We start from the raw sequence: 17140 nt of genomic DNA, 5'->3' as shown, positions 1-17140 counted from the left end.
GCCCTCAGTAACAGAGATACCGCAGAGAGTTGCCTTGTTGCGTTGGTTTGGGTCATCCGCCCGAATCGGGTTGCGTTACTCCGATTCGGCCACAAAGCGCGGTGCTCGATGAGTACGGCATGGGCTGGTCAGACGGGATCGGTGAACGAGATCGGCTTGCCGGTGGCGTGGGCATATGCGATCTCCCTGCTCGTCGACTCGCCGACGTACCCGCCGGGGTTGACGACCAGAACCCGGTCAGCCAGGTCGATCTTGCGCAGGTGCAGGGCGTCCAGCGCGGTCTTCTGCTCGTTGGTGATCAACTCGTCTGTTTCGCCTGGCGCGACGACGATGACACCCGCGAAGGTCAGATCACGGTTCGCCGCACGCATCTCGTCCACGAACCGGGCAGAGCCGCAGATGCAGACGATCTCGGGTCGGTCGGGCACGGCTCAGTCCTTCGGTCGAACGGGAATCCGTCAGTGTGCACGGTGACACCACAGACAGGCACTCCGCCGGCCGCGCCACGCGGCGATATTCGATCGCTGCCACCCGGCCCTCTGCGGCAGCATGAGGACGCTGAGTTGTCGGGGGAAGGGGGTCGGATGGTCGTGCCAGAATCAGAAAGACCTGTCCGTAAGAACGCGGTGCCGCTCGCTCTGCGCCTGTACGGAAAAGAGTTGCGGCGCCACGGATTCCTCTCCGTGGGTGGGCTCGTGTTGCCCGCGCTGGGCGTCACGTGCCAGCTCTATCTCGCGCCGTTGGCGGTGGGCGGGCTCGTGGGAATGCTTGCGGGTGGTGGCGGCACAAGCCTCGGCACCGTCCTGCCGTACGTGCTGGCCTTCGGCGGTTTCATGTTGTTCTCGGAACTGTTGTGGCGCATCGGCCTGCACTGCCTCAACCGCGTGGACGGCCGCGGGATCGAGAACCTGTCCGCCCTCGCGATGGACGAGTTGCTGGCGAAGGACGCGGCGTTCTTCCACGACAACTTCGCCGGCTCGCTCACCAAACGGGTGCTGAGCTTCGCGTTCCGCTTCGAGGACTTCGTGGACACGCTGGCGTTCAAGGTCTTCGCCAACCTCATCCCGCTGGGTTTCGCCTGCGTCGTGCTGTGGAGCTACGACCCGATCCTCGTCGCGGTGCTGGTCGGCCTGATCCTGGTCACGGGATGTGTGGTCGCGCCGCTCATCCGCCACCGCCAGCGGCTGGTCGTCCAGCGTGAGGCCGCCATCGCCCAGGTGTCCGGCCACGTCTCGGACACGCTCATGAACATGGACACGGTGCGGGCGTTCGCCGCCGAGCGGCGTGAGGGCGCGGAGCACCGGACCCGTGCCGCCAAGCAGCGAACGCTGGCACTGCGGTCGTGGGACTACAGCAACCTGCGCATCGACACCGTGATCGCGCCGCTGTCCGTGCTCACCAACGTGCTCGGCCTCGTGGTCGCGATCGGGGTCAGTGACGGGCTCGGCGTGGAGGCGATCGTGGTGACGTTCGCCTACTTCGGGAACGCGACGCGGATCATGTTCGAGTTCAACCAGATCTACCGGCAGGTGGAGAGTGCGCTCACCGAGGCGGCCCAGTTCACCGAACTGCTGCTCGACCCGCCGACCGTGCTCGACCTGAAACATCCGGAACCGTTGCGCGTGAAGGACTCCCAGGTCCAGTTCGAGAACGTCGTGTTCACGCACGGCGGCGGCGAGCCGCTGTTCGACGGGCTCGACCTGGACATCCCGGCGGGCACGCGGATCGGGCTCGTCGGCCGCTCCGGCGGCGGCAAGACCACGCTCACCCGGTTGCTCCTGCGGCTGATGGACGTCGATCGGGGCCGCGTCCTCATCGGCGGCCAGGACATCGCCCGCCTGAGTCAGGCCGACCTGCGCGGCCTGATCGGGTACGTGCCCCAGGACCCGGCCATGTTCCACCGGACGCTGCGCGAGAACATCGCGTTCGCACGGCCGGGCGCGACCGACGCCGAGATCCACCGCGCCGCGCATGCCGCGCACGTGACGGAGTTCGCGGACGCGCTGCCCGACGGGTTCGACACGATGGTCGGCGAACGCGGTATCAAACTGTCCGGCGGACAGCGGCAACGGGTCGCGCTGGCCCGCGCCATCCTGCGTGACGCGCCGATCCTGCTGCTGGACGAGGCGACCAGCGCGCTGGACTCGGAGAGCGAGGTGCTGGTCCAGGAGGCACTGTGGCGGCTCATGGAGGGCCGCACCGCAATCGTCGTGGCACACCGGCTGAGCACGGTCGTGCAGATGGATCGGCTGATCGTGCTCGACCGGGGTCGGATCGTCGAACAGGGCACCCACGCGCAACTGCTCGACGTCGACGGGACGTACGCGAAGCTGTGGCGCCACCAGTCCGGCGGCTTCCTCGACGAGGCGGTCGACGGCGAGCATGCGGGAGATCACGAGGTCCGGGTCCGTGCGGTTCCGTGACGTCCGGTCAGTTCGGCGGTTCGCCGACGAGGATGTGCACGAACGTGCCGGACAGGCCGTAGCTGCTGACCCCGGCGATCGCCGGGCCGTTGCCCGGCCATGGCGTCGCCTGTGGCACAGGTGCGATGTTGAGTCCCGCCCAGTCCACTTGGGACGTGGGGTAGTCGCTGTACAGACTGGCGGGAACGATGCGTTTCCGTACCGCGAGCGCTGCTTTGATCAGCCCGGCGACACCGCCTGCTGCTTCGGGATGGCCGATGTTGGTCTTGACGGAGCCGACCAGGCAGGGGCTGTCCGCGGGGCGATGGGCTCCGATGGTGGCTCCGATGGCCTGCAGTTCCAGCCGATCGCCGGCCGGTGCGGCGTTGCCGTGGGCCTCGACGTAGCCGATGGCGTCCGGTGTGATGCCCGCGGTGGCCGCTGCTCGCGTGATCACCTGCAGGTAACCGTCGGTCGATGGCGCGATGATCGCCTTGGCGGTGCGGCCCTTGCTGGCCTGTGCGCTGCCGAGGATGAGCGCGTGGATGGTGTCACCGTCGGCTTGTGCGCTCGAAAGTCGTTTCAGGGCAAGCACTCCGGCGCCGTCGCTGCGCACGAAGCCGTCGGCGTTCTCGTGCGCGAAGCGGCAGCGTCCGGTGGGGGACAGCATTCCGGCGGCGGAGTAACCGACGGTGTGGTCGGTGCCCAGCACGAGGCTGACACCGCCGGCCAGCGCCGTGTCGCACTCTCCGGTGCGCAGGCTCTGGCAGGCGAGGTGGACGGCCAGCGTGCCGGAGGAACAGGCCGCGTCGACGGTGGTGCACGGGCCGCGTAGATCCCAGGCGTAGCTGATGCGTCCGGACGCCATGCTGCGCGCGGCGGCGGTGGCGATGGCGTACATGTCGACGGTGGTCGTGCCCTGCAGGCGATCCCAGTGTTCTCCGGTGCTCTGCCCCATGAACACACCGATGTCGCGCCCGGCGATCGCCTCCGGCGGCAGGCCCGCGTCCGCGAGGGCGTCGCCGGCACAGGTGAGCAGCACGCGGTGCTGTGGATCGAGGGTGGTGTTCTCGCGTTCGGTGACGAAGTAGGCGCCTGGCGCGAAGTCCGTTGTGTCGTCCAGAAAACCACCGTCGAGGCTGACGACCCGGCCGGGCCGGCGCGGTGCCGGGTCGTGCAGCGCGCGAGCGTCGAACCGGCTCGGGGGTGCCGTGGCGCTCATCGCGTCGACCTCGCCGCAGATCAGCTCCCAGAGCTGTCCGGGAGTGGTGGCGCCGGGAAAGCGGCAACCCATGCCGACGATGGCGATCGGCTCGCAGGTGTTCACAGAGACCTCTTCTGACGACGGATCCGGGCACGACCGTAGCGGTCAGCAGGCGTGCGTCCTCATGATCGTCATCACTTTGAGTGAGTCATTGGCACTTTGGGTGACGTTTCTGATCTCATTGGCCCACTTCATGATCATTCGATCGAAAGAACCGTGAGCCGATGTGCGGCATTGCAGGCTGGGCGGATCTCGCCCGTCCGTCCACCGGGATGCGCGAGCGCGTCCAGCGGATGAACGACACCATGGCGTCCCGTGGACCTGACGGGGACGGCATCTGGTGCGGACAGCACGCCGTGCTCGGCCATCGCCGCTTAGCCGTGCTCGACCCGGCACACGGTCAGCAACCTTTCGTCTTCACCGACGACAGCGACGAACCGGTCGTCGCGATGACCTACAGCGGCGAGGTCTACAACCACCGCGAACTGCGCGACGAGCTGGAACGGCGCGGTCACAAGTTCCGCACCGGCACCGACACCGAGGTCGTGCTGCACGCCTACCTCGAGTGGGGCGTCGACGCGGTCTCCCGCCTCAACGGCATGTACGCGTTCGCGATCTGGGACCAGCTGCGCGGCCGGCTCGTCCTGGTCCGCGACCGGCTCGGCGTCAAACCCCTGCACTACACCCGGCACGGCGCCGGGCTGCTGTTCGCCTCCGAACCCAAGAGCCTGTTCGCCAGTGGCCTCGTCCGCTCGTCCGTGAGCACCGATGGACTGCGTGACTTCCTCGCGTCCGTGCACACTTCAGGGCAGAGCCTGTTCCAAGGCGTGAACGAGGTCCGGCCGGGCACGGTCGTGATCCTCGACGCGAGCGGAGTGCACGAACGGCGTTACTGGCAACTGGAAGCACGTCCCCACCACGAGGACGTCGACACCACTGTCGCGCGCGTCGGCGATCTCCTGGAGGACATCACCACGCGCCACGTCCAGGCCGACGTCCCGCTCGGCGCCCTGCTCTCCGGCGGCCTGGACTCCAGCGCCCTGGTCGCACTCGGTCAACGTGCCGCGCGCCGCGACGGTAGGCCGCTGCGGACGTTCTCCGTCGACTTCACCGGCAACGCGGACCACTTCGCCGGCACCAGGCTGCGGTCCACTCCGGACGCTCCGTTCGTGCGCGACGTCGCAACCCGTTGCGGCGTCGACCACCGCGACATCGTGCTCGATTCCGCCGAGCTCACCGATCCCCGTCACCGCCGAGCGGTGGTGACCGCCAAGGACGCCCCCGCGCTGGGCGACATGGACACCTCGCTGTACCTGTTGTTCCGCGCGGTCCGCGAGCACACCACCGTGGTGCTCTCCGGGGAGAGCGCCGACGAGGTCTTCGGCGGCTACCCGTGGTTCCACGACGCCGACCGCGTCCACGCCCACGATCACCCGTGGCGGTACTTCACCGGCCACAGCGGCACCTATCAGGCGTTGCTGCGCGACGACGTCACCGCCGGCCTCGGCATCGCCGCACACCGCGAGGCGCACTACCGGCAAACCCTCGGCGAAGTGCCCCGCCTGGCCGGCGAGACCGACAACCGCATGCGAAGAATGATGTACCTGCACCTCACCAGCTGGCTCCCGCACCTGCTCGACCGCAAGGACCGGCTCAGCATGGCCGTGGGCCTGGAGGTGCGTGTGCCGTTCTGCGACCACCGGCTCGTCGAGTACGCGTTCAACACCCCGTGGGCACACCACAGCTTCGACGGACGCGAGAAGTCCTTGCTCCGCGCGGCCGTGGCGCCACTGCTGCCCGCCAGCGTGATCGGCCGCACGAAGGCGCCCTACCCGGTCACCCACGACCCGGCCTACCACCGCGCGATCACCGAACAGGCCCGCGACCTGCTCGCCACCCCGTCCGCTCCAGTGTGGACACTGCTGGAACCCGAACGGCTGCGCGAGCGGCTCGAGCGGCCCGGCTCCGATCACGCCACCCGCTCGGGCATCGATTTCGCACTCAACCTCGACCTGTGGCTGCGCACCACACAACCGCGGCACGGCGCCTAGGTGGATCGGCCGTGAACAGCCCCACCCAGGCCGACGGGATCTACTCTCCCGCCGGCCTGGGTGCGGGTAACCGCGTCACGTCATCTCGCCTCGCCCGCGCCGGCGAGAACCGGCACGGGGATCTCGAAGTGCACGGTCTGGTGGCGGTCCGGGTCACCGTCGCGGGCGTCGCAGACCTCTACCGCGACCGAGCGCCAGAACGCCTCCGCACCGGCCACGCGGGTGTCGGTGTGCAGGTAGATCTGCTCGTAGCCGGGGGTCTCGGCGATGAACCGGACCGCGGCGTCGACCAGTTCCCGCGCGAGGCCGCGGCGCCGGTGCTCCGCCCGGACGTACACCCGGAACAGCTGGGCCGTCCGGTCGCCGGAGTAGCGCTCGGCGATCCACGCCGGGTGGGGCGGACTGGCCGGTCCCTGTGCCCGCACGGCGGTGGTGCCCACGACCTCGTCGCCGTCGACCGCGACGAACAGCGCGTGCTTGGGCGTGTCCAGGTAGGCCCCCGCCAGGTCGATCACGTCGGTGTGCCACTGGGGGCGGTAGCCGTGACCGAACTCGCGGTAGAAGGTGTCCAGCATGACGCTGCGGGCACCGGGCAGGTCGGCGTGAGTCGCCAACCGCACTTCGTAGGGGTGGTGCTTGTTCACTGCATCCTCTCTTTCGCGCCGTCCAAAGTGGTCGCGACCGGACCGTGGATGACGACGCGTCCTTCGTGGAGCACGGCTACCCGGTCGGCCAGCCGGGCCACGACGTCGAGGTCGTGGCTGATCAGCACGAGCGCGCACGGCACGCTCGCGAGCAGGTCGAGCAGCCCGGCGCGGGTCACCGCGTCCAGGCCCGAGGTGATCTCGTCGCACACGAGCACCTCCGGTTCGGCGAGCAGGGCGCGCACGAGGGCCGCCCGCTGGAGTTCGCCGCCGGACAGGCCGCGCGGCAGCCGCAGCACCGTGTCGGAGTCGAGGCCGACGCGCGCCAAGGCGACGAGCGCCGACGTGCGGGCCTCGCCGGGGCGCACACCGCGCAGCCGCACCGCTGTCCGAGCGACCTGGTCCAGCACCGTGCGATGCTCGTCGAACGACCCCCGCGCGTCCTGGAAGACGTACTGCACGGCGGCCAGAGCGGCTCGCGGCCGTCGGCGTAGTGACCGCGCCAGTGGCCGGTCGTGCATCAGCACCTCGCCGGTGACTTGCTGGTGCAGGCCCGCCAGGCAACGGCCGAGGGTGGTCTTGCCGCTGCCGGAGCGGCCGACGACCGCCAGCCGTTCCCCGACCTCCAGGTCCACGTCGTGCAGGACGGTGGCGTTGCGGTACCGGGCAGTCAGGCCGCGAACCCGCATCCGTGGCGCCCGTTCGGGGACCTCGGCGGGGATCGGCGGCAGAGCGTCCAGAAGCGCGCGGGTGTAGTCCTCACGTGGATTGGTCAGCAGGTCGTGTGCGGGTCCGGCTTCGACCACGCGACCCGCGCGCAGCACCACGATCTCGTCGGCGAGTGCCCGCACCACCTCCACGTCGTGGGTAAGCAACACCAATGCCACTCCCTGGGCGACGACGGCGGCGAGCTCGTCGACGACCTCGGCGCGCGTCAGGGCGTCCTGCCCGGTGGTGGGCTCGTCGGCGACCAGTACCGCCGGGTCGCCGACCAGCGCCTGGGCGAGCACGACCCGTTGCTGCTGGCCGCCGGACAGCTGGTGCGGATAGCGGCGCAGCAGGTCGGCCGGGACCCGCGCCCGGCGCAGTGCCGTGCTGATGAGTTCCTCGGGGTCACCGTCGTGCAATGCGGCTATCTCGCGGAACACGGCACCTAGCCGGCGCACCGGGTTGAGCGCGGAAGCGGGCTGTTGGGGCACGAATCCGACGCGTCCGTGCACCTCGACCCGTCCGCTGACCGACACGCCGGGGGAGTGTTCGCCGAGCAGGGCGAGACCGGTGGTGGTCTTGCCGCTGCCCGAGGCGCCGACCAGGGCCAGGACCCGGCCCTCGGACAGGGCGAAGCTGACGCTGTCGAGCAGCACGTGCCCGCCCGCCTCGGCGCGCAGGTCTTCCACGTGCACGACCGGGGTCATGTCCGAACCTTCCGCAACGCGCGGTCGAACACCAGGTTCAACCCGATGGACAGGGAGATGATCAGCAACGCCGGTACCACCACGGCCCACGGCTGCAGGAACAACCCGCCGCGGTTGCGGTCCACCATCACGGCCCAGTCCGCCGCGTCCGGTGGCACGCCGACACCGAGGAAACTGGCCGACGCCACCAGGTACAGCGCGGCGGTGAGCCGGACGCCCAGATCGGCGGCGAGCGTGCGCAGCATCGACCGTCCGGTGTAGACGATCGAGGTCTGCCACCACGACTCGCCCTGCATGCGCATCGCCTCCAACGCCGGCCGTGCGGCGATCTCCAGTGCCGTCGCGCGGGAAAGGCGGGCGACGTCGGGGAAGTTGACGAGCGTGACGATGCCGATGAGCACCACGAGCCCTTGCCCGGTGATGGCGGCCACGAGGATCAGCACCAGCAACGACGGCACCGCCAGCAGCACGTCGAGCGGCCTCATCAGCAACTCGTCGACCAGCCGCAGCCGCGCGGTGGCCGCGACCACGCCGTAGGGAACCCCGACCAGGTAGGAGAAGGCGGTGGCGAGCAACGCCACCAGCACGACCGTCTGGCCGCCGGCGAGCACCTGGTGCCAGGTGTCCCGGCCCACGAAGTCGGTGCCCAGCAGACCCAGCGGCATGAACGGGGCGCTGCGGGCCGTCTGCTCCGGCACGAACAGCGGACCCAGCAGCGCCAGCGCCAGCGGCACCACGATCAGCAGTCCGCCGATACCCGCTCGCTTCACGCGACCACCTCGGAGCGTGGGGCCAGGCGGAAGCCCACCAGGTCGGCCACCAGGTTGACGGCCACCGTGGTGACCGCGAAGACCACTGCCAGGCCCTGCACCACGGGCAGGTCCCGCGCGGCCACGGCGTCCACCAGGACGGTCCCGAGGCCGGGGATCACGAACACCGCTTCGACGACGATCACCCCGCCCAGCAACCAGTCCGTGGTGCGCGCGACCTGTTGCACCGCCGGCGACAGAGCGTTCGGCAGGGCGTGGCCGAACCGGACCCGCGTCTCGCCGATCCCCAGGCGGCGGGCGTGGCGCACGTAGTCCGACGCCAGCGCGTCGACCATGCCCGCGCGCACCAGGCGGCTGATCGAACAGATCGGCCGCGCCAGCAGCACCACCAACGGCAGCACCAGCACCGCGGGCTCGGCCAGCACGTCCGCGCCGACGGCGGTCGGCGGCAGCCATCCCAGCTGCACGCCGAACACCGCGATCAGCACCACGGCGAGCGCGAACTCGGGAATCGAGTGCAGTGCCACGCTGACCGACGTCAGCGCCCGGTCCAGCAGGCTGCCCTCGCGCAGCGCGGCCAGCACACCGACCAGCACCGAGATCGGCAACAGCAGCACCAGCGTCAGCACCGCGAGCACGACGGTCGGACCGATCCCGGCGGACAGGAACTGGGCGACCGGCCGTCCCGACACCAGGGACTCGCCGAAGTCCAGCTGTGGCAACCCGATCAGCCACTCGGCGAACCGCTCGGGCGCGGGCCGGTCCAGTCCCATGGCCGCGCGGATCTGGGCGATCCGCGCGGGGTCGGGGTTGTCACCCGCCAGGGCCACCGCCGCGTCTCCCGGCAGAGCCTCGACCAGGAAGAACACGAGGGTGACCACGGCCAGCACCTGCATCAGCCCGAGCGCGGCCCGGCGGGCCGCGTAGGACGCGAGACTCACCCCAGCCACACCTTGTCGAACCGGGCCCAGTCGAGCGTGTTGGCCGGCGCGGTGGAGATCCCGCCGACGTTCGGCTTCGCGCCCACGATCCAGTCCGCGAAGCCCCACATCAGGTAGCCGCCCTCGGTGTGCAGCACGCGCTGCATCTCCTGGTAGGCCTGGGTGCGCGCGGATGCGTCCGAAGTGGACACCGCCTTCTCGTACAGCGCGTCGAACTCCGGCCGCGCCCACTTGGTCACGTTGGTGCCCGATCCGCTGAGCAGGCGCTGCGCGACGTGGGTCTCGATGGGCATGGCACCGGAGCGGAAGCTCGACAGCGAGCCGTTCTTGAGCGTGTCCGCCCAGTAGCTGTCCTTGTTGCCCTGCACGACCTCGATGGTCAGCCCGGATCCCTTGGCCTGGTCGGCGAACACAGTGGCGGCCTCGACCATGCCGGCCGCGGCCGTGGAGGTGTCGAGCTTGACCACCAGGCCCTCGGCGCCGGCCTTGCGGATCAGGAACTTCGCCTTGTCCAGGTCGCGTTCCCGCTGCGGGAGGTCGGCGTAGTGCTGGTAGCCCTTGCCGAACAGGTCGTTGCCGACCTGCCCGCTGCCCGCGAGCACCGACTCCACGAGCTGCGGCCGGTCGGCGAGCAGGAACAACGCCTCCCGCAGGTCGCGGTTGTCGAACGGCGGCCGGTCCACCTTCATGGCGAACGCCTGCACGGCGCTGTTGGGGGAGCGGTGGATCGTCATCCGGTCACCGGAAGCGTGACTGCGCGCGGTGGTCGGGGTCAGGTCGTGCGCGTACTCGACCTGCCCGCCCAGCAGGGCGTTGGTGCGCGCCGACTCCTCGTTGGCGATCACGAACTCCAGCTCGTCCAGCAGCGGCGCGCCCTCCCAGTACTCGGGGTTGCGCTTGAGCAGCACGGACCTGCCCGGCTCGAACGACACGAAGCTGAACGCCCCGGACCCGACCGGCAAGGTGTAGTCCTCGGCTCCCTCGGGAACGATGTACGCGCCGAATGCCGCAAGAGCGTTGGGGAACTCGCCGAAGGGCCGCTTCAGCGCGAACTCCACGGTGAGGTCGTCCACCACACGGCTGTTCGGCAGGTCGATCAGCGCGAGGCTCGACTTGGCGCGGAACGCGCGGTTGGGGTCGAGGATGCGCGCGTAGCTGGCAAGCACGTCCTGGGCTCGCACTGGTCTGCCGTCGTGGAACACCGCTTTGCGCAAGGTGATGCGCCAGCGGGTCAGGTCGGCGTTCGGCTCCCACTTCTCCGCGAGACGCGGCTGGGGCGACACGTCCCCGCCGAGGTCCGCGAGCTTGTCGAACATCGCCTTCGACCGCGCGGCCTCGACGAACAGGTTGGCCAGGTGGGGGTCGAGCACTTCCTTGGCACCACCACCGGCGAACGCGGCGCGGAGCCTGCCACCGGTGCGCGGCGTGGAGGAGGCCGAGGTCGCACCGCTGCCGCACCCCGCGAGGGTGACGACCGCCAGACCGGAGGTGAGGCCGAGGAAACCGCGGCGGTTCAGGGACATGCTTGTTCCTTTCACTGGCACCCGCTTCGGCGGAGGCGGGCCACGACGTGGAGGCGGTCGCCGGACAGCGCGCCGCTCAGCGGGGCGTCGGCGGTCCAGGGCTGGTCGGTGCGGGGGCCGGGCGCGTCGAACAGGGCGAGGACGTCGAACCCGGCGAGGTCGAGCAGATGGCGCAGTTCCTGGGGGAACAGCAGTCGCCAGGCCGACCGCTGCACGAGCGGTTCGGCGCGCCCGGCCCATTCCCACGAGCGACGGCGGCGCAGCAACTGGGCGGCGTGGTCGATCCACAGCTCGGTGTGCGACGTGTACTCGGTGTCTCGCCATGTCACCGAGCGAGTGCGCACGCCATCGAGGAGTTCGGTGTTGCCGAGGAAGAACGCGCCGTTGCGCATCTCCGCGACGAACAGGCCGCCGGGCGACAGGTGTGCCCGGCAGCGGCGCAGGAAGGCGTCGAGGTCGGAGTTGGTGTGGCAGTACAACATCGCGCTGTCCAGACAGGCCACGACGTCGAAGTGACGGCCGAGGTCGAAGGAGCGCATGTCTGCCAGCGCCACGTCGACCGCCGGGTGGTGCTCGCGGACGTACGCGAGCATGTTCTCCGAGCTGTCCACTCCGGCGACGCGGTAACCGTTGCGGGACAACCAGCCCGCGTCACGGCCGGTGCCGCAGCCGATGTCGAGCAGGTCCCGCCCGCCGCCGAACCGGGTCACCACGTCGTGCACGAACCGGGCCGCGACGTGGCCGGGGTCGGGGAACTGGTGCTCGTACAGCTCGGGATTGTCGGTGAGCAGGTTCATCGGGCGACCTCCGGCTGTCGTGGCGTGAGTGCGCCGCGGCGGTGCAGCCACGCGACCCCCGCGGCGCTGATGAGCCCGATCGCCACGCACAGCAGGGATGCGAGCCGGTCACCGAATCCGCTGACCCAGCCGATCGCGGTGTTGCCCAGCGCGGCGGCCACCCCGGATCCGAGGTAGAACACGCCGAACTGGGTGCCCGCCAGGCTGTCCGGGCCGAACGAGGGGATCAGGTCGTAGACGAGGGGGTTCGCGATCATCACGCCGACGGCCAGCGCGAGCGTGGCGACCAGCACCGGTACGAGCCCGGACCACAGCGCGGGAACGGCGAAGCCGGCGCCCATGACGGCGAGTCCCACCGCGATCACCGGCCCTCGTGCCCGGTCCGACAGCAGGCGGGTGATGCGGACCTGGAACAGCAGCGTGGCGACCGTGGACACGATGAACAGCGCGGCGACGACCCCCGCGGATCCGGTGGCCTCCTGCGCCTGGATCGGCAGCAGCAGGTAGAGCTGGTTCTGCAGGACGAACATCCCGCTCAGCGCACAGGTGAACGCCACGAACCGGCGGTTCGCCAGGCACTCGCGCCAGTCGCCGAGCACGGATCCGCCCCGGCGGGTGGCCGGCCGGGCGGGCAGCACGACGGCCTGGGCGACGGTCAGCACCGCGAAGATCCCGGCCGCCACGATCGCGGCGATCCGGAAGTCCCACAGCAGCAGCACACTGCCGAGCACCGGCCCGAACAACGCGCCCGCCTGGGCGTAGACGTTGAACCGGGCGAAGGCCTCCGTCCGTGCCTCGCCCGCCTCCAACGCGACGTAGGCCCGCACCGCCGGGTTGAACAGGGCACCCGCGAGCCCGCTGAGCACCGACGCGGCCAGCACCACCGCGAGGGAGTCGCCGATCGCGAACAGCCCGAACCCCACCGCGCGCAGTGCGCAGCCGGCGAGGATGACGGTCCGCGGTCCCAGCCGGTCCGACGCGGTGCCACCGAGGAGGAACAGGCCCTGCTGGCTCAACGTCCGCACGCCGAGCACCACGCCGATCACCGCGGCGGACATGCCCAGGCCGCCCAGGTGCACGGCGAGGTAGGGGATCAGCAGGTAGAAGCCGGTGTTCACGGCGAACTGGTTGACCAGCAGCAGCCGCACCGGCAGCGCGAACCGGCTCATCGCGGCACCACACCCAGACCAGGCATCCCGGACAGCCGCAGGGTGCCGTCCTCACCGCCGATGCCCAACCACGGGTCGTGGGCCAGCAGGAGGTGCCCGTCCAGGTCTACCCACCGCGCGTGCCCGGCGAGGTGGACCGCGGGCGCGATGCCGAGCGAACTGGCCACCAGGCAGCCGAGCATCACGTCCAGTCCGCCCTCGCGAGCGGCGGCGATGATCTCCAGTGCCGGACGCAGGCCGCCGCACTTGGCGAGCTTGATGTTGACGCCGTCCACCGCGCCGGCGAGCTTGCGCACGTCGGCGACCGTGGCGGCGTCCTCGTCGGCGACCAGCGGCGCCGGGCACCGCTCGCGGATCCACGCCAGCGCGTCCGGGTCGCCGGGCGGGATCGGCTGCTCCACCGCGGCGAGCGCGACCCCGGTGGCGGCGATCCGCTCCACGAGACGAACCGTCTCGTCTCGGCTCCAGCCGCCGTTGGGGTCGAGCACCAGCCGGGCGTCCGGCGCGGCGGTGCGGATGGCGGCCACGGCGGCGACGTCCCGTTCCGGATCGGCCCCGGCCTTGACCTTGAGCACGGAGAATCCGCGCCCCGTCAGCGCGGCGGCCCGGACCGCGGCGTCCTCAGGCGTGGTGATGCCGATGGTGTAGGCGGTCGGGGTGTCGCGCCATTCCGCGATGCCGGCGAGTGCGTGCACCGGCACGTCACGGCGCAGGCCGAGCAGGTCGTGCAACGCCGCGTCGACCGCCGCCCGCACGCCTTCCGGGATCGTGGTGTCCCTGTGCAGGGTGTCGAGCGCGGTCTCCGGCGAGCCGGCGCCGGCGAGGACCGGCCGCAGCCGATTCAGCAGCGACGTGATCGCCTCCACGTCGAGGCGGTAGTAGGTGCTGGTCACCACTTCGCCGTGGCCCTGTAAACCGTCGTGCGTCACGACGACCCGCACGGCGTCCCGGCGGGACATGACCGACCTGGAGATGCGCAGCGGCGTGTCCAGTTCGAGGCCGTAGACCTCCCAGTCGATCTTCATGCGAGCACCGCCGCCCGTGGTGCGACGACCGAGCGCGATCGCGTCCAGCCCGTCGCCTCGACGCGATGCGGGTCGCCGATCTCCACTGGCCGGTCCGCTGCCGGCCCGAGCAGGCCTCGGGCATGGCAGAAGTCGTCGTCGAAGATCGTGCCGAGGTAGCGGTGCGGGCCGTCGGGGAAGACGGTCGCCACCACCGCGCCGGGCTCGACCCTGGCCGCCCAGGCCGCGACCAGCGCGACGGCGCCGCTGCTCCACCCGCCGGTGACGAAGGCGTCCCTGGCGAGCCTGCGGCAGGCGTCCACCACCTCGACCGGGCCCAGCCAGTGGACCTCGTCGAACTCGGCGTAGGCGACGTTGCGGGGGTGGATGCTGCTGCCCAGCCCACGCATCACCCTGGGCCGGGCTGGCTGACCGAAGATCGTGGAGCCGACGGCGTCCACGCCGATCAGCCGCACACCGGGCCAGTACCGGCGCAGTTCCCGGACGACGCCGGCACTGTGCCCGCCGGTGCCCACGCTGCACACCAGTACGTCGACGGGATCCAGTTGCTCCACCAGTTCCCTGGCCAGCTCCGCGTATCCACCGGGGTTGTCCGGGTTGTTGTACTGATCAGGCCAGTAGACGTCGGGGTATTCGCGCAGCACAGCTTGGAGCCGGTCCAATCGCGCCTGCTGCCATCCACCGACCGGGTGAGGCCGATCCACCACCTCCAGCCGGGCACCGTGCGCGCGCAACAGGGCGCGCATCGACGGCTCCAGTTCGCTGTCCACCACCAGCACCACCGGGTGGCCGAACGCCTGACAGGCGAACGCGAGGCCGACACCCAGCGTTCCGCTGGTCGACTCCACGACCACCGCGCCGGGACGCAGCTCGCCGCGCTCACGAGCGGCACGCAGCATCGACACGGCCCCGCGCGCTTTCATGCCACCGGCGCTCAGGCACTCGAGCTTGGCCCAGAACCCGCCGTGCCGGTGCGGCAGTGGTGCGTCGATGCGGGCGACCGGGCTCTGGCCGAGAAGCCCGAGCAGGTGCCGGTTCTGGCGTTGGACCGTCACGACGGGCGCTCCGTGTAGTGGTGGATCGTGGTGGGACCGCCGTCGAGCCAGAAGAACGGGTACGGCTCGGCTGACACGGCGCGCACTCCGGTTCCGATGAACCACGGGAGGATCGCGCTGGCCGTCTGCGCGAACAGGACCACCGGCTTGCCCGCGTCGGCGGCGCGCCGCAGCAGCGGTTCGAACGTGCCGTTGCCGACCGTCATCCCGGAGGCCAGCACGAGATCGCACCCATCGAGCGCGCTCTCCGCGTCCGTGGCGATCGGCTCGTCCCACTCGGTGTGGCCGCCCTTGAGATCGCACGGCACGTACGTCGCGCCTCGCTCCCGCAGGTGGTGCAGCAGCGAGTTGACCACCCCGACCACCAGCACCCGATCACCCGGCGCGGGGTCGAGAAGATCCACGACGGCCTCCGCCCGTGCCATGGACTTGGCCAGTGAACTGCCGGGACCGATGGTGAGCGACTTCGTGGCGGACAGGTGGTGCGGGCGGACGTGCCCCAGATAGGCGTCGAGGGCGGCGGTGCGGAGGGCGAGGTTCGGGTGGCCGAGCAGGTCGAGGACCGTCGACCCGACGCAGGCGTGCACGTCGTCGTCGGCGATGTCCTCCACCGCGCAGGAGCCGATCGCCTCCTCCACGCGCAGGCTGACCACGGTGTTGCGGTACGACTGCCCGCGCGTGACGTGCCGGGCACCCTGCCGGGTGGTGAACCCGACGGACACGGTGCACGTCGCGGGGTCGGAACCCAGCCCGCCGTTCCGGACGAGCTCGACGAGGTCGGTGAGCGTCACGCGGGCACCTCGGCGTAGTCGACGGACAGACCGCCCACGAGCTGCTCGGCCCGCGCACGTGCGCCGAGGCCGGCCGGATCGGTCACGACGACGTGGCCGAGGTAGCTGTTGTTGCTGGTCGGATCACCCGCCCGGTGGCCGGGCTGCTTGATCGACCAGTCCACGACGCCCGGTGCGGTGCCGAGCGCCTCGGCGCCGCGGACAGCGGCGACCAGCCCGGAACGCGGAGGCAGGACGAAGGAGATCGCGGCGCTGTGCACACCGGTGTCGGCCGGGTTCAGATCCGGTCGTTCACCGACGGCCAGCTGCGCGTACGCGGCGGGCAGGTCGATGCCGGTGACGCGACGGACCAGTTCGGTGATCTGGTTGCCTGCCGGACGCGGGTTGACCTCGACGAGCTTCGGGCCGTCGGGGGTCAGTTTGACCTCGGTGTGCGCGACGCCGAGGTCCAGGCCCAGAGCCTCGATCGCGGCGACGGCGACGGCCTCGGCCGCGGCGGTGGGCAGATCGGCGGGGAACATGTGCCCGCTCTCCACGAACCACGGTTCGCCAGCGACGCTCTTGTCGGTGACGCCGACGACGTGCGTCGCACCGCCCACCGTGACGGTCTCCACGCTCACCTCCGGCCCGGTCAGGAGCTCCTCCACCAGCACGGTCCGGACCCTGGGCTGGTTGCGGGCGTTGACCGGGAACGCCTCCATCGCGGCGAACGCCTCGCGCAGCTCCGACTCGTCGGCCACCTTGCGCACGTGCATCCCGGCGCAGAGGTCGACCGGCTTGACCACCAGCGGATAACCCAGTTCCGCGGCGGCCTTGGCGAGCGCGGGCCAGTCGTCGGCGAGAGCGAAGCGCGGGCCGGGCACACCCGCGTCGCGCAGGGCGGTGCGGGTGAGGTCCTTGCGACAGGCGCGTTCCACGGCGAGTGGATCGGGGCCGGGCAGGCCCAGGTGCGCGGCGACCCGTGCGACGGTCGGGAGGTAGTAGTCGCAGGACGAGATCACGCCGTCGAAGCGCAGCACCGCGTGCAGCCGTTCGACGTGGTCGAGCAGGGCGGGCACGTCGTTGGTCTCCGCCGTCAGCACGTTGTCCGCGGCCAGCAGCGGGTGCGGGTGCGAGGGGGCGGCGCGTAGGTAGTGGTGCAGATCGCGGGTCAGGAAGGTGAAGCGATGCCCTGACTCGTTGACCGCCCTGGGCAGCAACGAGCTCATGGCACCGACCCAGCTCTCGATCATCAACAGGTGACCCACAAGTCCTCCTCATCAGCCGCGAGCCGCGCGGCGGAACCAAAGAACA

15 protein-coding genes are annotated in these 17140 nt (G+C 70.7%); 2 read left to right on the top strand and 13 right to left on the bottom strand.

The window, feature by feature from the left end; all coding sequences use genetic code 11:
• Positions 1-128 precede the first annotated feature (128 nt).
• Positions 129-428 carry a hypothetical protein gene (locus IG04_RS0102880; protein ID WP_030474929.1) on the bottom strand — a complete coding sequence of 100 codons (300 nt, stop codon included), beginning with the start codon at positions 426-428 and terminating at the stop codon, positions 129-131.
• A gap of 255 nt (positions 429-683) precedes the next feature.
• Here IG04_RS0102880 and IG04_RS0102875 point away from each other — a divergent pair, with 255 nt between their 5' ends.
• Positions 684-2423: an ABC transporter ATP-binding protein gene (locus IG04_RS0102875; protein ID WP_245815841.1), complete on the top strand. Its 1740-nt coding sequence runs from the start codon at positions 684-686 to the stop codon at positions 2421-2423.
• A 7-nt stretch (positions 2424-2430) separates the two neighbouring features.
• Here IG04_RS0102875 and IG04_RS0102870 read toward each other — a convergent pair whose 3' ends face one another.
• The gene (locus IG04_RS0102870; RefSeq protein WP_084400774.1) at positions 2431-3729 is read right to left on the bottom strand and encodes a beta-ketoacyl [acyl carrier protein] synthase domain-containing protein; all 1299 of its coding nucleotides are present in this window, start codon (positions 3727-3729) and stop codon (positions 2431-2433) included.
• Positions 3730-3890: 161 nt separating this feature from the next.
• Between IG04_RS0102870 and asnB the strand changes: the two genes are divergently transcribed.
• The gene (gene asnB, locus IG04_RS0102860) at positions 3891-5717 is read left to right on the top strand and encodes an asparagine synthase (glutamine-hydrolyzing) (protein WP_030474926.1); all 1827 of its coding nucleotides are present in this window, start codon (positions 3891-3893) and stop codon (positions 5715-5717) included.
• Positions 5718-5797: 80 nt separating this feature from the next.
• Here the strand turns inward: asnB and IG04_RS0102855 are convergent, their stop codons facing one another.
• From IG04_RS0102855 to IG04_RS0102805, 11 genes are read right to left on the bottom strand one after another with little or no spacing between them, the layout of a single operon-like run.
• Positions 5798-6361: a GNAT family N-acetyltransferase gene (locus tag IG04_RS0102855; protein ID WP_036013461.1), complete on the bottom strand. Its 564-nt coding sequence runs from the start codon at positions 6359-6361 to the stop codon at positions 5798-5800.
• Positions 6358-7776, bottom strand: coding sequence for an ABC transporter ATP-binding protein (locus IG04_RS0102850; protein WP_036013457.1), 1419 nt, complete (start codon positions 7774-7776; stop codon positions 6358-6360). The genes IG04_RS0102855 and IG04_RS0102850 overlap by 4 nt, the downstream gene beginning before the upstream one ends.
• A complete protein-coding gene (locus IG04_RS46215; protein WP_030474923.1) occupies positions 7773-8546 on the bottom strand; it encodes an ABC transporter permease in 774 nt (257 codons plus the stop codon). Before IG04_RS46215 ends, IG04_RS0102850 begins: the two co-directional genes overlap by 4 nt.
• Positions 8543-9487: an ABC transporter permease gene (locus IG04_RS0102840; RefSeq protein WP_211257652.1), complete on the bottom strand. Its 945-nt coding sequence runs from the start codon at positions 9485-9487 to the stop codon at positions 8543-8545. Before IG04_RS0102840 ends, IG04_RS46215 begins: the two co-directional genes overlap by 4 nt.
• The gene (locus IG04_RS0102835) at positions 9484-11010 is read right to left on the bottom strand and encodes an ABC transporter substrate-binding protein (protein ID WP_030474921.1); all 1527 of its coding nucleotides are present in this window, start codon (positions 11008-11010) and stop codon (positions 9484-9486) included. The genes IG04_RS0102840 and IG04_RS0102835 overlap by 4 nt, the downstream gene beginning before the upstream one ends.
• Positions 11011-11021: 11 nt before the next feature.
• Positions 11022-11807 carry a class I SAM-dependent methyltransferase gene (locus IG04_RS0102830; RefSeq protein WP_036013453.1) on the bottom strand — a complete coding sequence of 262 codons (786 nt, stop codon included), beginning with the start codon at positions 11805-11807 and terminating at the stop codon, positions 11022-11024.
• Positions 11804-12976 (bottom strand): MFS transporter, encoded by a 1173-nt coding sequence (locus IG04_RS0102825; RefSeq protein WP_030474919.1) that lies wholly within the window; start codon positions 12974-12976, stop codon positions 11804-11806. Before IG04_RS0102825 ends, IG04_RS0102830 begins: the two co-directional genes overlap by 4 nt.
• Positions 12973-14001, bottom strand: coding sequence for a dipeptide epimerase (locus IG04_RS0102820; protein WP_030474918.1), 1029 nt, complete (start codon positions 13999-14001; stop codon positions 12973-12975). The genes IG04_RS0102825 and IG04_RS0102820 overlap by 4 nt, the downstream gene beginning before the upstream one ends.
• Positions 13998-15056: a PLP-dependent cysteine synthase family protein gene (locus tag IG04_RS0102815; RefSeq protein ID WP_030474917.1), complete on the bottom strand. Its 1059-nt coding sequence runs from the start codon at positions 15054-15056 to the stop codon at positions 13998-14000. Before IG04_RS0102815 ends, IG04_RS0102820 begins: the two co-directional genes overlap by 4 nt.
• Complete coding sequence (locus tag IG04_RS0102810; RefSeq protein ID WP_030474916.1) at positions 15053-15847, bottom strand: Rossmann-like domain-containing protein; 795 nt, start codon at positions 15845-15847, stop codon at positions 15053-15055. Before IG04_RS0102810 ends, IG04_RS0102815 begins: the two co-directional genes overlap by 4 nt.
• Positions 15844-17094, bottom strand: coding sequence for an ATP-grasp domain-containing protein (locus IG04_RS0102805; RefSeq protein WP_030474915.1), 1251 nt, complete (start codon positions 17092-17094; stop codon positions 15844-15846). The genes IG04_RS0102810 and IG04_RS0102805 overlap by 4 nt, the downstream gene beginning before the upstream one ends.
• Between the last annotated feature and the right edge of the window lie 46 nt (positions 17095-17140).

The organism is Lentzea albidocapillata (assembly GCF_000719115.1).
GTDB classification, from domain to species: Bacteria; Actinomycetota; Actinomycetes; order Mycobacteriales; family Pseudonocardiaceae; genus Lentzea; species Lentzea albidocapillata.
Note: the sequence above shows the minus strand (reverse complement) of the source record. Positions and strands in the feature narration are given on the sequence as shown.